This is a genomic window from Candidatus Proelusimicrobium excrementi (assembly GCF_937881865.1).
GTDB classification, from domain to species: domain Bacteria; phylum Elusimicrobiota; class Elusimicrobia; order Elusimicrobiales; family Elusimicrobiaceae; genus Proelusimicrobium; species Proelusimicrobium excrementi.
The window spans coordinates 1-16,368 of record NZ_CALGEO010000076.1 but is presented as its reverse complement, the minus strand read 5'-3'; the positions used below and the strand labels follow the sequence as shown (position 1 = coordinate 16,368).

The window sequence follows — 16,368 nt, the reverse complement described above, 5'->3', positions numbered from 1 at the left end:
CTTTAAAAGATTTTCCCGAGATATCAGCCTTGGCTTTAATGTGCGTGTTTTTGGCGGCCCAGCCAGACCAAACAATATTCTGGCTTTCCGGCGCGGCCAATTATCTTTTTTTGGGGCTAATGTTCATCTGCTTCTGCGCTTTGTTAAGAAAAAGCTGGTTTGAGCCTGATTTTATACCTTACAACAAATATACAGCCGCCGCAGCGTTTTTAATCGGCGTGATACTGGGCATGAATAATGAAAATTCCGCCCCTATGATGTTCTGCCTGTGCGCGTTGTACGGCTTTTCGGCTTTAGCACTTAAAAGGCCCATACCGAAATGGATTTTAAGCGTTTGGGCCGGCATTGCGCTGGGGCTGATTATAATGTTCTCTTCTCCGGTTTATTATAAAAGAAGCAATATGGATTTTATCCGCGTGGCCCTAAACGCCAGACCTTTAAGTTTAAAATTGTACAACCATCTGGCTAATATGGATTTATTCATGGCCTCCTCTTTATATATTCTGCCAGTATTAAGCCTTTGCGGACTGCTGGGTTTAATTGACAAGTTTAAGGAAAGCATAAAAAACGATAATTTTATTTTCTTCGCTTTAAGCTGTTTTATAAGCTTGGTTTTGGCTTTGGCGCTTTTCCCGATAGCTATACGCCCGCACAGGGCATTTTACTCGGCTTCTCTGTTTACTATCTCCGCCCTGTTCTTTTTTACAAAATACGTTAAGGATATTTATAAATTTAACCTTATGCCTTTTGTCGCAGCCGGTATTTTTGTTTATTCCGCGGCGATTTTCCCCTCTTTTGCAAAACCGTATTTCAATCTTTACCGCCAAGGCCAAGCCAGAAACAGCATATTAGCGCAAACTCTAAAAGACAAAAGGCTGTTTTGCATTTATTTGCCAAAATATAAAATATTACCGGGCCCAAGCAAAAATTTAACGATAGATTTTATAGACGCCATGGGCGGAAAACACTCGGCCGCGGAAAATTATTATAAAAGGAAATTTATCAGCGGGGAGGAGCTTTCCCCCGGCAGTTATATAATGTAATTTTGCCTTATGCGATTATTTATGCTATAATAAAAATATCTTAAAGATGACTTAAGCGACTTGTTTCAGCAAGTCGCTTTTGTTTTAGAGGAAGAATTTATGAAAAATAAAAATTATATAGAAGAAGCCGTAGCCCAAGCCTTAAGCACGCAGGGATACGAACTTATCGACCTTATCATTCAAGCCCACGGAAGCAAAAAACTTTTGCAGTTTTTCGTGGACAAAGAAGGCGGAATCAATCTTAACGATTGCGAAGTTCTTTCCAATAAAATAGACGCCGTTTTAACAATGGAAAATCTTATCGACGGCGCATATATTCTGGAAGTTTCTTCACCCGGCATAAAAAGAGTGCTGAAGAAACCCGAACATTTTAAAAGATTTGTCGGCGAAAGGGCAAAAATCTACACCAAAGAACCGATAGAAAAAAGAGCCTGCTTTACCGGCCTTATAGATTCGGCCGACGACGAAGGCTTTGTCCTTGATGACGGCACGACGAAGTTCACTTTTAAATACGACGCTTTAAAAAAAGCCAATCTTGACCCGGTAACGGAATTTTAATTTATTAACAGGAGAAATCACAAAATGCAAAGCAAGGATTTACTTTTAGCTTTAGAAAGCTTAGAGAGAGAAAAAAACATCAAAAGGGAAGACACTTTAAAAACCATTGAAGACGCCCTTATCTCCGCATTAAGAAAGCACCTCGGCAAAACCGCCGTACTTTCCGCCAAAATCGACACCGACGAAGGCAGCATAACCGCTTATCAGACTTTGAACGTCGTGGAAGAAGTAACCAACCCGGAAATGGAAATTTCCCTCGAAGACGCAAAAGCCATAGACCCGGCCGCCAAAATAGGCGAAGACGTGGTAAACACGCTTAACGTTGAGGATTTCTCCCGCATAGCCGCGCAGATAGCCAAACAAGTTCTTATCCAAAAGGTAAGAGGCATTGAACGCGACAATCTTTACAAAGAGTTCAAGCCCAGGGAAGGCGAAGTCGTAACCGGTTTGGTAAGGAGATTTTCCGACAGGGATATTATAGTTGACCTCGGCAAAGCCGAAGCCATTTTGCCTTACTGCGAACAAATCAAAAAAGAACGCTTCGCGCACGGCGGCAGAGTTAAAGCCATTATCACGAAAGTACTCAGCCAAAACGATTTCCTGGACGTTAAAGACAATCCCGTCCTCGGCAAATACAAATCCGCCGCTTACAAAATGGACAAAGGACAGAGAGGGCCATACATTATTCTTTCCAGAACTTCCCCCGAATTTTTGAAAGAACTCATGAAAGTTGAAATCCCCGAGCTTTCCGACGGCATTATTGAAACAAAAGCCATAGTCAGAGATCCGGGCTTCAGGGCGAAAGTCGTAGTAAAAAGCAATGATAATAAAATCGACCCTATCGGCACCTGCGTCGGCATGAGAGGCATAAGAATAAGAGCCGTAACCAATGAACTTTCCGGCGAGAAAATCGATCTCATCAATTACAGCGACGATTCCGTCAGCAATATAGTAAACTCTCTTTCCCCGGCGAAAGTCCTTTCCGTAAGGATAATCAGCATGGAAAAGAAACAGGCTTTGGTAATCGTCCCGGATGACCAGCTCGCCATAGCAATTGGCAAAGACTGGCAGAATATAAAGCTGGCCTCCAAAGTTTGCGGCTGGGAACTTGAAGTAAAGAGCGAATCCCAGAAGAACCAGGAAGGCCTTGAGGCCGCCCAGCTTATCCAGGAAACCCTTTCCGGCGTGGAAGGCATCGGACCTAAAATAGCGGAAGTTATGGTAAAAGCCGGTTTTAACTCAATAGAAAAAATAGCCTCTTTAACGCCGGAACACCTTGCCACTTTGCAGGGCGTAGGCGAAAAGACGGCCGAAAAGATTATAGAAGGCGCCAAGAAATATTTGGCACAGCAGCAGGAGGCGGCAGATGACAGCAACGAAGAAAACAACTAATAACGAAAACCCGGAAGAAACCGAGAAAAAGAAAACCGTAAAAAAGGCCGCCCCTAAAAAAACAACGGCGAAGAAAGCCGCAGGAGAAAAAAAGCCCGCCGCCAAAAAGACGACGGCAAAGAAACCCGCGGCCAAAAAAACAGCCGCAAAAAAGCCCGCGGCCAAAAAAACGGCTAAAAAAGCGGAAGAAGCAAAAGAAATTTTGGATACGGTTCAGCACGGAGCGGAACAAAGCGCCACCGCGGAACAAACAAAACCGGCGGAAGTTATAAACGCGCCGGAAAAAGCGCCGGCCCCCGTCCATAAGGAAGAGCCCGCGCCCGTTAAAGAAGAACCGAAAGCCGCCGTTCAGCCGGAAGCAAAACCCCAGCCGGCTCCCGCAGTAAAAGCGGAAGCCAAGCCGGAGCATAAACAGGAGTTTAAACCCTCCGAGCCCAAAGCCGAAGTAAAGCGCGAGTTTAAACCTCAGCCCAAACCGGCTCAGCCCCAGCAGCAAAACAGGCATGAGCACAAAAGGGAAGAGCAGAAACCCGCCGCGCCGGCGCAAAGCAATGAGAAAGTTATAAAAATCTTAGGCCAGCCCACAATTAAAGAGCTTGCCGAAAAGATGGACATCAAAATAAACGACTTTATTAAAAAGCTTATGGGCATGGGGATTTTCGCCACAATCAACCAAAGGCTTGAGCAGGATATGATTGAGCTTGTTGTGGCCGAATGCGGTTTTAAGGCGGAAATCACGCACGAATTTGCCGAAGACAAAATCGCCGCGGAAGATCACGAACAGGAAGATCCCGCTCATTTAAAACCCAGAGCCCCGGTCGTAACCATTATGGGGCACGTCGACCACGGTAAGACCAGCCTTTTGGACGCAATCCGCCATTCCAACGTAGTGGCCGGAGAGTTCGGCGCGATAACCCAGCACATAGGCGCATACAGGGTTAAAACGCCAAAAGGTTATATTTCCTTCTTGGATACCCCGGGCCACGAAGCTTTCACGGCCATGAGGGCAAGGGGAGCGCAAGCCACGGACATAGTCGTATTGGTGGTTTCCGCGACCGACGGCATAATGCCGCAAACCATAGAAGCTATAAACCACGCACAATCGGCCGGCGCGCCGATAATTGTGGCGGTAAACAAAATAGATTTACCCGGCGCAAATCCCGATAAAGTTAAACAGGAACTCGCCAACCGCGGTTTAATCCCGGAAGAATGGCAGGGTAATACAATCTACGTCGAAATATCGGCCAAAAAGAGGATTAACATCGACAAACTTTTGGAAATGATAAGCCTTCAGGCCGAAATAATGGAACTTAAAGCCAACCCGGACAGAAGGGGCGTCGGCGTAATATTGGAAAGCAAACGCGACAATAAACGCGGCGTCGTAGCCACGGTGTTGGTTCAGAAAGGCACAATGAGGGTCGGCGATCCGTTTATAGTCGGCACCAACTACGGCAAAATAAGGGCTTTGATAGACGAACACGGCAAAAGGCTGCCCAGCGCGGGCCCTGCCGTACCGGCGGAAGTCTTGGGTATTAACGGCGAGCCCCCGGCCGTCGGCGATACGCTTTTTGTAACCGAAAGCGAAAAGGAAGCCAAACACATCGCCGAAAAACGCAAACTTGCCCATAAGGAAGAAAAACTCGCTCATCAAAAGCATGTTTCCTTAAGCAGCTTAAAGAGCGATATTGAAGGCAAGAACGTCAAAGAGCTGGCAATAATCTTAAAAGCGGACGTACACGGCTCCATAGAAGCCATAAAAGACGCCATTTTAAGAACACCGACGGAAGAAGTGCAGGTTAAAATCATACACTCCGGCGCGGGCAATGTCAATGAATCTGATATACTTCTGGCAAAAGCCAGCAACGCCGTCGTAATAGCCTTTAACGTTGACAGCGACAGCAAAGCCGCCGAAGAAGCCGAAAAAGAAGGCATTGAAATACGCAAATACAATATTATCTTTGAACTTCTTGAGGACTTGCGCGCCGCTATGGAAGGTTTACTTGAACCCGAAATAGTGGAAGAAAGAGTCGGCCTTGCCACAGTCCGCCAAACCTTTGATTTAAGCTCCGGCTTTGTCGCCGGTTCGTATATCGAAGAAGGCAAAGTGGTGCGCGGCTATGAAGTGCGCGTACTGCGCGGAGGCGAACAGATATACAAAGGCAAGATATCGGGCTTAAAACGTTTCAAAGACGACGTTAAAGAGGTCGAGAAGGGTTATGAATGCGGTATATCCATAGACGGTTTCCGCCAAACAAAACCCGGCGACACCATTGAGTGCATACAAAAGAAAACGATTACAAGAAGAATAAGCAAAATATAATTTGCGATATCGTTTAACTCTGAAAATCCCCGGTTTAAAACCGGGGATTTTTGTATATTCTGTCCCCGGCTATGCCGGTGGATATTTATTTGTTTTATTATTGTTTTACGCGCCCCGGATAGTTCATTCGGCGGGCTTGTTTTCCCCCGCCAATACGCCTGTAATACCATTAAATATCCATAAGCCCACAGGCTGAAGCCTGGGGCATTATGTTCTTATCATAAAAAAAGCCCCGGCTAAGCCGGGGCTTTATCATCTGTAAAACTTAATTATTCGCACTTGCAAGCGGCGGTGTCAAATTCACAGCTCCAGCCGTTGGGATTTCTCCAGCTCCAAGTCCTGGTAAGGACAGTGGTGCCGTCATCACAGGTTTGTTTCTGTTCCTGGCCGTCGTCACAAGTTTTGTTAAAGGCTAAGCATGTATTTTTGTCGGAGCAGTAATGGGTGTCAGTATCCCCTGTGCATTCATAACCGCTGCCGTCGGATTTGCAGGTGCCTTTACAGCTTTGGAAAGAACCCGCCGCGCCGGGAGTGCAGCTGTAAACCGTGCCACATTCGCAGTCACCCCAAGTCGTGCCGGAGCAGGTTTGGTGACAGTCGGTACCCGCGCTGCTGCTGCAGGCTCTCGTTTGGCCGTCGCACCAGCCGGGAATGGGGTTACAGGAACCTTCCCACGTGCAGGTGGTCATATTGCAGGTATAGCTGCCTTCGGTGCCTCCGCCGCAAGTCGGTTGGGGGCCGGAGCATCCGCTCGGGCAAGGATCCGGCTCGGGCTCTTCGGTAGGAATTTCGACATCGCAAACTTCATCGGCCGTACCTATAATATCGCCGAAGCTCGTGCAGACATTGCCATCGCAGCCGAGGCCCGCGGTTTCATAACCGGTTGAGAAAGTAAATATAGCGTTATCGCTGCCCGGCTTTCTATACTCTACTCTGGCACAGGCATTTGTTCCGTCCAAAGCCACATAGTACTTATCGTTTACGACGACATAACTGCTGTTTGCGGTTTCTTTGTTATTCGTCAACTTGCCGAGCTGGCTTATATCAGTTACATACGTCTGCCTAGATGCAAAATTCTTTATTTGTTTGCTCCTGACGATTTCAAGCAAATTCACGGCCTCGGTCGCTCTGGCCTTGGCGATAGATTTGCTGAATACCGGATAGGCTATCGCGGCAAGTACGCCGACGATGATTACCGTTACCAGTACCTCCATCAAAGTGAAACCCTTTCTGCCCTTTAAGGACTTTTCTTTTTTCCTAAGCATACGCTTTTCCTCCACCCGGGTCTTTCTATAAGTATATCCGAAATATAATACTTATGCAATATTTCTTAAATCAGTATAAAAAAATTAATTCGTCAATGCAAGCGGATTTTTGATTTTCGCAAAAACGCCGCATAAAACCGCCGCGCCGCCGTTTTTTAACTTGTTAAAATGAAACTAATTTAATAAAATAAATAATGTATATGGAATGCTTCCCCATAATAATTTCAGCGCCGTCAGGCGGAGGTAAAACCTCAATAGTCAGCCGTCTTTTGGAGGACGGCAAACTCTCGCGCGTGATAACTGCTACCACCAGAGCGCCTCGGAAGGGCGAAAAGAACGGGAAGGATTATCACTTTTGGTCCGAAAAGCAATTTGAAAACGCCGTAAAAAAAGACGAAATGGCCGAATGGGCCAAGGTACACGTAAATTATTACGGCATACCGAAAAGTTCTTTGGACAAGCTTATAAAACGCGGCAAACACCCGGTTTTGGTAATAGACGTACAGGGCGCGAAAACCGTAAAGAAAATTTATAAAAACGCGGTTTCCATTTTTATAACGCCGCCGAGCTTTGCCGAACTTAAAAAAAGAATAGCCGCCCGCAACGACGGCACCACGGACGTCAAAGCCCGTTTGGAAAGCGCGAAAAAAGAACTTAAATGCATAAAAAATTACGATTATTTGGTAATCAACAACGTGTTTGAACAAGCCGTCGCGGATTGCCGCGCGATAATACAAGCCGAAAGACTGAAAGTGAAAAGACAAAAAAAATTTTAATAAGACAAAAGCGCAGGAGAAGAAAATGGCTAAACAAGACAATGACGTTGAAAATAAATTGGTTGACTTTAACGGCGACAAATACAACATGGTGGTTTTGGCTTCCATGTGGGCGAAAGTGCTTAAGAAAAAAGGCGAATACAAAAATCAGCCCGACGCCACGGTAATTAAAGTAGCTTTGGACGACATTCTTACGGGCAAAGTCACCAAAGAGATGGTTCTGCAAGGCTCCACCGACGCTTTGGCCCAGCAGAAACGCGAAGAAGAAGAAGCCCGCAAAGAGGCCGAAAGAAAAGCCAAAGAACCCCTTAAATTATAATGACTCAAGAGCTTAAAGAAATAGCCCAAGGGCTTAAAGCTTTCCTCTTAAACGCGGAGGAGGACGAAATAATTTTAAAAGCAGCCTTAAACCAAGAAAAGGCTGCTTTTAATTCCATGAAGACACGCGCAAATGAAACGGCGGATAAAAACGCCGGCGAAGTTTTGCGCCGGGAAACCGCTTCCGCCGCGCAAACCGCGCCGATACCGGCAAAAGAACAGGAAAAATCCGCCGAGATTATGACACAAAACACCCAAAAAACCGAAACGCAAATTTCAAACGCTCCAGCTGACAAAGCCGCGGAAATCGCCTATATAGCCGACATGATAAAAAACTGCCAAAGATGCGACCTGGGCAAAACGCGCATAAAAGCCGTTCCGGGCGAAGGCAATATCAATGCAAAAATAATGTTTGTCGGCGAAGGCCCCGGTTATGAAGAAGACAGGCAGGGCAGGCCTTTTGTGGGCAGAGCGGGCCAGCTCCTTGATAAAATCATAGCGGCTATGGGCTTTAGCAGGGAAGAAGTTTTTATAGCCAATATCGTAAAATGCCACCCTATGGTGGATCCTTCAAACCCGGATAAACGCTCCAACGACCGCGCACCGAAATCCGACGAAATAGCCGTCTGCAGAAGATATCTTGAACAGCAAATCAAAACAATTTCACCCGATTACGTAGTGGCTTTGGGCGGCGTCGCGGCGAAAACTTTGATAAGCGAAGTTCAGCCTTTCGGTTCGGTAAGAGGCAAAATTTTCGATTTGAAGCTATCCTGCGTAACATTGGATAAGCCGGTAAAAATCCTGGCGACTTTCCACCCCGCGGCTCTCCTCAGGAACCCCGGCTGGAAAAAAGACGCCTGGGAAAACCTTAAAGTGCTTTTGGCCGATATGGGCAGAAAGCCGGCTTCAAAATAAACTTTATGAATATATCCGTCTGCATTCCCGTGGCTTTAAATATGGCTTTTGATTATATTCTGCCGTCGGAATTGGAAGATTGCGCCGCTTTGGGCCTCAGGGTTAAGGTTCCTTTCGGCAAAGCCGTGCAGACGGGTTACATAACCGCTTTAAACACCACGCCCAAATTGCCGCCGACAGTCAAATTGAAAAAGATTATCGCCATAGAGGACAAACGCCCTTTTTACGGGCCGGAGCTTTTCCCCCTCGCAAAGTTTATAGAACAGAACTACGCCAACACTTTGGGCGAAACTCTGGGCGTTTTGATACCGTCGATATTCAACCAGAAAATGCTGGATTCCTACAAGGAACCGGCCCCTGCCGATTTACCCTTTTTCTACCCAGCCGGGGAATATACGCCGGAACAAAAAAACGCTTTAAAAAACGCCCGCGAAAATCAAATAAATCTTTTTTACGGGGCCAATCTTTCCGGCAAGACGGAAGCCGCGCTCTCTTTGGCTTATGACGTTTTAAACGACGGCGGACAGGTTCTTGTTTTGGTGCCGGACGTAATAAGCTCTGCCAATTTGATTGAGGTAATAAATAAAAAATTCGGCGCGGAGCATATACATCTTTGGCACAGCAAAGTGCTTTTAAGCCGCAGGAAACCCGCCGCCGCGGAAATGCTTTTGGGCAAGCCATGCCTTACGGTAGGCACGCGCTCGGCCTGCCTTTTGCCGTTTAAAAACCTTAAACTTACGATTATCTTCCGCGAAGAAAGCAAAGACTTTAAACAGGAAGACGCCAAGCCTTATTACCACGCCAGGGAAGTGGCCGTGGAAAGGGCGAAGCTTACCGGCGGAAAAGTGATTATGGTAAGCGCGACGCCTTCTTTGGAAACGCTTAAACTTAAAGAAGACGGTGCGCTGAAGGCCTCCCTTTTTACAAAGCCTTTGCCGGCTTTCACTAACAATACGGAAGTTATAATCGCGCCGAAAAACGGGAAAAAGTCGAAATTAATTTCCGACGTTTTGGCCGAAGCCTTGCATCAAAATATGCTTAGAGGCGGGCAAAGCCTTGTGATTTTAAACCGCCTAGGTTACAGCGGGATTTACGCCTGCCTCAATTGCGGAGCTTACGCAAAATGCAAAAAGTGCGGAGCTTTTTTAAGCAGAGTAAAAACGCTTAAAGAAGATTACCTTATCTGCCGCAAATGCGGACATAAAGAAACTCTGCAGCAAGTATGCCCGGTATGCAAGAACGAAATTTTCCGTTCACACGGGGGAGGCACTCAAGCCGCGGCGGAGGAAATTTACAAGCTTTTCCCCCAGGCGCGCGTTTACAGGCTTGATTCCCAAACGTTAAATACAAAAAAGTCGGAAGGACATTTTGTTGAAGAAGCGTTAAAAGACGGACAGGCGGATATAATAGTCGGCACGAATCTTGCGCTTAACGCCGGGCTCGGCGGAGGGAAAATCAATCTTGCGGCTTTGCTGGACGCCGACACGGAATTAAATGCCGCCGATTTCCGCGCGGCGGAGCGTTTCGCGCAGACTTTATTCGCGCTTAAAAGCCGCCTTAACAGATATAAAAACGCAAAATTGTTTATACAAACTTCAAAAAGCGATTTATTTGATTTCAATCTGCTAAAAGATAACAAATATCTTGAATTTGCACAGGCGGAGGCTCAGTTCCGACGGGACTTCGCCTTTCCGCCTTATACGAAACTCGTCAAACTGCTGATAAGCGCAAACAACGAAAAAGACTTAAACGCTTACGGCGATATGACGGCCAAAGCCCTGCGCGAAGCTTACGGCGCGTTCATGGATATAGAAGGCCCCGTTAAATGCGGAGCGCAGTCCAAAGAATTATGCCGGCAGTATTATCTTATCAAAAGCGCGGACGACGATATGCTTAAAGGTTTTTTAAACACTTTGTTAAATAACAAGCCGCCTAAAAAGATACAGCTTAAAGTATTGGCCGATCCTTATAATTTCATTTAGTAAAATGATAGAATATATTATATTTAAGTTAAATGCGGGAGTTTTCATATGGAAGTCAAAGAGGCGTTAAAACTTTTAAAAAGAGGCACCATAGATTTAGTCAGCGAGGCCGAGCTTGAAAAGAAGCTTACAAGCGGCAAAAAGCTTATAGTAAAATTGGGCTGCGATCCCACAAGTTCAGATTTACACTTTGGGCACAGCGTGGTTTTAAACAAACTGAGAACCTTTCAGGATTTGGGGCATACCGCCGTATTGGTCATAGGCGATTTTACCGCCGGAGTCGGCGATCCTTCCGGCCGCGACAGCACACGCCCCATGCTCAGCAGAGAACAAATTTTGAAAAACGCCAAAACTTATACGGACCAGGCTTTCAAAGTGCTTGATCCGGCTAAAACAATAGTCCGCTTTAACAGCGAATGGCTTGATCCTTTCATTACCACCAAAGAAATTTTGGCTACGCTTTCCAAAGTAACCATGGCGCAAGTGCTGGAAAGGGACGATTTTAAAAAGAGAATGAAAGCCGGCAATCCCATAAGCGTGCTTGAAGTTATGTACAGCCTTTTCCAAGGGCAGGACAGCGTCGCTTTAAAAGCGGACGTGGAACTCGGCGGGACGGACCAGATTTTTAACCTGCTTGTGGGAAGGCAGCTTCAGAAAAACAACGGGCAGGAGCCGCAAGTCGTTATGACGATGCCGCTCTTGGTCGGAACCGACGGCGTAAAGAAAATGTCCAAATCATACGGCAATTACATAGGCCTTAACGATACGCCGGAAGATATGTTCGGCAAAATAATGTCTGTTTCCGACGAACTTATGATGCAGTATTATGAACTTCTGACCATAGAAAACTTGGACGAAGTAAAACAAAAGCACCCTATGCAGGCAAAAAAAGATTTGGCTAAGATACTGGTAACCCGTTTCCACGGGGAAGAAGGCGCCAAAGCCGGGCTGGAGCATTTTGAAAAGGTTTTCTCCAAAAAGGAAAACCCGGACGATATGCCGGAATTTAAAAACGCCGAAGGCAAATTGATATCGGCCGTACTTATCGAAGCCGGCATAGCAAAAAGCAAAAACGAAGCCAGACGCCTGATAGACCAAGGCGCGGTTAAAATAAACGGCGAAAAAGCCGCTCGCGACGAGGCTGTCGTCTTGGATAAAGACTGCGTTTTGCAAGCCGGCAAAAGACATTTTATAAAGCTTGTTAAATAGGAATTAATGAAAAAAATTTTTCTGATTTTATTTGCTTTGATTATTATCGCGGCGTTGCCGCTTTCCTTCGGCGCGTATAAATACTTTAACACGGAAGGCGCGGAAACGGAAGTTACAATCCCCCCCGGCGTCAGCGCGGGCAAAATAGCGCAGCTGCTTAAAGACGAAGGCGTAATTAAAAGCACGCTTTGGTTTAAGATATGTCTTAAATTCAGCGGGGCCGCGCCTATGCTGAGAAGCGGCGTTTTTACTCTAAAGAAAAATATGCCGGCAAGTAAAGTTATTTGGCGGCTTATAAACGATTCGGGCACAAAGGATTTTAAAGTTAAAATTCTTGAAGGCTGGCGCATAGAGGAAATCGCCGAAGAATTGGAAAAGAACGAAATTATAAAAGATAAATACGCTTTTATAAATGCGGCGAAAGAGGGCGGCTATGAGGGATTTTTATTCCCCTCCACTTATATGCTGCCCAAGGATATGAATCCAAGCGAGGTCATAGCTTTAATGCTGGCCGAATATGAAAAGAATATCCGCCCGCTTACGGCTAAGTACCAAGGCAAGCTTACGGAGAAAGAAATCCTTACAATAGCCTCAATAGTGGAAAGGGAAGCCGTCATAGATGCGGAAAGGCCGAAAATAGCCGCGGTGTATTTAAACCGCGTCAAAATAGGCAAAAAGCTGGAGGCCGACCCTACCGTTCAATACGCTTTGGGCTACAATGCGCAAGAGGGACGCCACTGGAAAAAGGGCCTTACTCTTAAAGATTTAAGGGTGGATTCCCCTTACAACACTTACCGCTATAACGGCATACCGCCCGGGCCGATAGCCAGCCCGAGCGTCAATTCCGTTAAGGCCGTTTTAAACCCGGAGCCGGATTTTGAAGCTTTGTATTTTGTTGCGGATAATGAAACGGGCGGGCACATTTTCAGCAAGAACTATCATCAGCATTTGCAAAGCATAAGAGCGGTAAGAAAAAAGAAATAGACACTTAAGAATTTACCGGCCGAAAAAATACCCCCCAGGGCTTTTACCCGGGGGGGTATTTTTAATAAAACAAAACGTCAGAAATTAAAAGCAATCTAAATGCTGATAACGCGGGAAGAAGATCCCCCTTTGCCGTAAGGCAGGGGAACGGGATAAGGCGTAAACAGTATCTTGCCGTCTTTTACTTCAACGCTGCCCCACCGGGGGCGGCCTTCAATATTCAGCATGGCGGAAACACCGACAATTTCCGAAGCGGGCAAATCAGTTGAGCGGGCCGTATTCCTTACTTCTTTTACTACATAATCCCCCTCAAAACGATTTACTTTAAACACTACCGGCACTTTTGTTTTGCTTTCGGGCAAATTGCCCTGGGCGTATAAAACAGCCAAAGAAATATCTTCCGTAAAGAATAAAGCCCTCACGTCTTTTTGCTCGGCTATGCTCATACTGAGCGCGCTTTGCGGTTTTGTATCCCGTACGCGCATTCCGTTTTTGGCGATATCGGCGATTTCTTCCAAGGTTAGGGCCATACCTCTGTAATAAAAGGGGCCGGCTTCATAGAAGTTATTTTCCAAACGAGCAGAAGGCACATGCATAGCGGCTTCAAAGTTTACGGCGTATTTATCCGTTTCTTCAGAGCCCAATGTATAAGATTTACTGCCGGCTACAGGCAAAGTTCTGCCGGCGTCTTCGGAAGAAGAAGCATATCCCCTTTTATTCTTCTTCGGCAGAGGCTCATAGGGTTTAAATATCACCGTCTTTCCGTTTACAGTCAGTTCCCCCCACTGGGCTTTGCCGTCTATTTTAATTAACGCGGCCATACTTTCTATTCTGGATGCCGGGATATCGCTCTTTTTGGCTACGCTGCCGTTGGGGTTTGTAAAATCAGGCTTAAAAGCTTTCACCCTGACGAGAAGCAAAATATTTTCCCCGCCGTCGGAAAGCTTCGGCGAGGTGTAAACAATAGGCTCGCTGACGTTACTTGCGAAAAACATCATTTTTGTTTTTCTGTCCCAAAGATTCGTGCCGAGCTTTGTATCTTTTACGCGCAGGCCGTTCTCGCTGATATTTAGGACGTCTTCCAAGTTAAGCGCCATAGCGCGGTACAAATAACCGTCTTGCTCAAAATACTCTTCCAATTCGTCCTCGTGTATTTTTATAACGTCATCAAATTTAATTCCGTACTGCGCGGGATTGGAAAGATCCAGTTTGCTGCCGCTCAGCCCCACCGCCGTTTGCGGGGCCGGCAGCCCCGGCTCGGGCAGGCGCGCATTTGCGGGTTCCGCTGATTTGCCGCGGATATTATCGGGATGCAAATTATAGGGATACACGGCTGTGCTTACATCTTCTTTAAGGCCCAAAGAGCGCAAAGCCTTTTCGGAATCTTCCAAGTCCATCATATCCGAAACGCCGAAAAGTTCATAATCAAGCAAAGTTATTTTAAGCTTGCCCGAAGAAGTGCGGCGGAAGTGAAGATTTCCGCGTATATCGGTATGATAAAAGCCGAGAGTGTTTAAATCTTTGTAAAAAGCCACAACCTGCAGCCATTCTTTATCCGTTATCGGGGCGCCGTTAAGCAAGGCCAAATCATCCGCTTTTAATCCGGCTTGAGTAAAACCGCTTGTATCTACGGAACTCATAATAAAAGGAGTATCGTGCATATAAAAGCGGGGATTTAATTTTCTTACGCCAGCGATACCGCTTTTTAACGCCTCCTGAAGTTCCGGCGACAGCCCGGAAAGATCCGCCGCAAGAGGCCTGGAATATTCAATATCCAGCAAATCATATTTTTTAAGGAGATTATTTTCCTTTATAATTGCGTCAAGCTGAATGCCTCTTTGCAATTCCTCGGGCGTACCGTATTTGACGTAGCCTATCGTCCTGCCGTCGGAGGAAGAAGCCCTCCATACGGAACGCAGAATCCCGTCGTCGGTTTCCACCAAATCAATTTGTTTTATATCGGAAACACTTAATTCAGCGGGCTTTTCAGCCGGCGAAACATTGCGCGGAGCGGGCGAATAACCGCTCAAAGCGAGGTTGGCGCCTTCTCTTTGGAATACCGCGGCATTAGTGTGCGGCGGAACATATACGTCAGTTTTATAAGGTTTAAAAGTAAATCCGCCGTCGGGGCTTTTGAAAAGCTGTCCCCAGCTTTCACCCCCGCCTATATTAAGCAGCGCGCTTACGCGGGCGATTCTTTCCGGCGGGACGTCTTTGCCGGTAAACATACCGTGGACATTTACCAAAGTATTATGCTTGCCCAGCCCCGTAACGTCCACCACTACCGGGAATCCCTTCTCCGCGCCGAGGCTGTTCGTAGCATACTGCGCCGAAACCATTGCATAAGGGCTGAAAGAAATGGCCTGCAATTTGGTTCCCGGCGTAACCTGCGGGGCCAAAATGGCAAGGTTTTGATCGGGCATATCGACTTTTCTCAAGCCGTTTTCCATAATATTGGTTATCTCGCTTTCGCTTAAAGACATTCCGCGGTGCAAATAAGTTTTAACATTCGTAAAAGGAAACTGAGGATACGATCCATGGGATTTTAACTCCACGCGGTAAGGATCCAAAGACTTTAAATTAAAAGTTTCACCGGTATAAGAAAGCGGAATATAAACCCTATGGCTTGCCCCTTTGGCGTAAAGACCGCTCAAAACGGATTTGGGGCTTAATCTGAAAATTTTAGTCCCGAGCCAAAAACGAAAATTCTTCCAGCCTTCGGACATAGGTTTTACTTCATGCGCTTTTTGAGCCTGCCAAGCAGCCGGGCCGCTTACATCGGCAAAACGCCGCATTGTATGGGCGTAATTATCCGCAAGGGCGGGATATCTGGCGATAAAAGCGTCAAGATCGAAATAAGGATCCATAAATTTGATTTTAAGAGTTTGACGCATGAAGTCCTTTATCACTGAATATCTTACGGCCAAAGTCAAATCCCTTTTGGGAACTATACTGTTGGATAGGCCGAAAAGCGCGCCGTCTTCCGATATTAAAGGCGCGCCGCTGTTGCCCGGGCCGGTGCTGCCGGAAAGAGCGTAATATCCCAAAGAATGATTGAAGCTTTTAGGCTTTTCCGAAGAGGCGGAGCCGTGCTCCAAATAAAATCTGTTGTAAAGTAATTTATGGTCCTTAAAGGTAAACATTCTGCCCTGCCAGCCGGCACTGAAAAGCGGCATTCCTATTTTAGGAGCCCGGCGCGCAAGCTGCAAAGCGGTATACGGCTTTAAGAAGTCGGCTTCCCTGGGGACGAGCAAAGCCAAATCATATCCGTCCAGCGCGCTGTGTGCGAAGACGTCCGCAATGCCGCGTTTGCCGGAAGGAGAAATTAATATTGCGGGGCCGGCATCTTCGGAAAGGACATGTCCGGCGGTAATAACGGCGTCAAAACCGCGGTAATTTATATATGCGCCCGTGCCGTAACGAGATCCGCTTTCCACCCTGAATACGGAAGAGTTAAAAATATCTCTTACGCTTACGGGCGCGGAAAGCAGGCGGGAACGGACATCGGAAACTTTCTTTAACGGATTTGCCAAAGACACGGCCGGGGTTTCCGCGCCGGTCTTTTTAATCAAATTAAGATAGAAATCGCTAAATCCCGGCATCGTG

At 46.6% G+C, this 16,368-nt stretch carries 12 protein-coding genes; 10 read left to right on the top strand and 2 right to left on the bottom strand.

What is annotated here, in order from left to right; translation table 11 throughout:
• From ACQY26_RS03610 to infB, 4 genes are all read left to right on the top strand, one after another.
• The coding region (locus tag ACQY26_RS03610) for a DUF6056 family protein (protein ID WP_428047736.1) at window positions 1–1,043 on the top strand (1,043 nt) is incomplete at its 5' end.
• 99 nt (window positions 1,044–1,142) lie between these two features.
• Entirely contained in the window at window positions 1,143–1,601 is a 459-nt protein-coding gene (gene rimP, locus ACQY26_RS03605) for a ribosome maturation factor RimP (protein WP_428047735.1), read from the top strand.
• Between the two features lie 24 nt (window positions 1,602–1,625).
• Window positions 1,626–2,993: a transcription termination/antitermination protein NusA gene (gene nusA / locus ACQY26_RS03600; protein ID WP_428047734.1), complete on the top strand. Its 1,368-nt coding sequence runs from the start codon at window positions 1,626–1,628 to the stop codon at window positions 2,991–2,993.
• A complete protein-coding gene (gene infB / locus ACQY26_RS03595) occupies window positions 2,968–5,313 on the top strand; it encodes a translation initiation factor IF-2 (RefSeq protein WP_428047733.1) in 2,346 nt (781 codons plus the stop codon). The genes nusA and infB overlap by 26 nt, the downstream gene beginning before the upstream one ends.
• Window positions 5,314–5,582: 269 nt before the next feature.
• On the opposite strand, the gene ACQY26_RS03590 is transcribed toward infB, so the two are convergent.
• A complete protein-coding gene (locus ACQY26_RS03590; RefSeq protein ID WP_428047732.1) occupies window positions 5,583–6,578 on the bottom strand; it encodes a type IV pilin protein in 996 nt (331 codons plus the stop codon).
• Between the two features lie 194 nt (window positions 6,579–6,772).
• Between ACQY26_RS03590 and gmk the strand changes: the two genes are divergently transcribed.
• The 6 genes from gmk to mltG are packed head-to-tail and all read left to right on the top strand — an operon-like array spanning window position 6,773 to window position 12,762.
• Window positions 6,773–7,354, top strand: a complete 582-nt coding sequence (gmk, locus tag ACQY26_RS03585) for a guanylate kinase (RefSeq protein ID WP_428047731.1) — start codon at window positions 6,773–6,775, stop codon at window positions 7,352–7,354.
• A gap of 25 nt (window positions 7,355–7,379) precedes the next feature.
• Window positions 7,380–7,673, top strand: coding sequence for a hypothetical protein (locus ACQY26_RS03580; protein ID WP_428047730.1), 294 nt, complete (start codon window positions 7,380–7,382; stop codon window positions 7,671–7,673).
• The gene (locus ACQY26_RS03575; protein WP_428047729.1) at window positions 7,673–8,587 is read left to right on the top strand and encodes a uracil-DNA glycosylase; all 915 of its coding nucleotides are present in this window, start codon (window positions 7,673–7,675) and stop codon (window positions 8,585–8,587) included. The genes ACQY26_RS03580 and ACQY26_RS03575 overlap by 1 nt, the downstream gene beginning before the upstream one ends.
• A gap of 5 nt (window positions 8,588–8,592) precedes the next feature.
• On the top strand, window positions 8,593–10,569 hold the full coding sequence (priA, locus tag ACQY26_RS03570) for a replication restart helicase PriA (protein ID WP_428047728.1): 1,977 nt from the start codon (window positions 8,593–8,595) through the stop codon (window positions 10,567–10,569).
• A gap of 48 nt (window positions 10,570–10,617) precedes the next feature.
• Window positions 10,618–11,778 carry a tyrosine--tRNA ligase gene (gene tyrS, locus ACQY26_RS03565; RefSeq protein ID WP_428047727.1) on the top strand — a complete coding sequence of 387 codons (1,161 nt, stop codon included), beginning with the start codon at window positions 10,618–10,620 and terminating at the stop codon, window positions 11,776–11,778.
• Window positions 11,779–11,784: 6 nt separating this feature from the next.
• Complete coding sequence (gene mltG / locus ACQY26_RS03560) at window positions 11,785–12,762, top strand: endolytic transglycosylase MltG (RefSeq protein ID WP_428047726.1); 978 nt, start codon at window positions 11,785–11,787, stop codon at window positions 12,760–12,762.
• Window positions 12,763–12,857: 95 nt separating this feature from the next.
• Here mltG and ACQY26_RS03555 read toward each other — a convergent pair.
• Window positions 12,858–16,368, bottom strand: a 3,511-nt coding sequence (locus ACQY26_RS03555) for a S1 family peptidase (RefSeq protein WP_428047725.1), incomplete at its 5' end; no start/stop codon positions are given.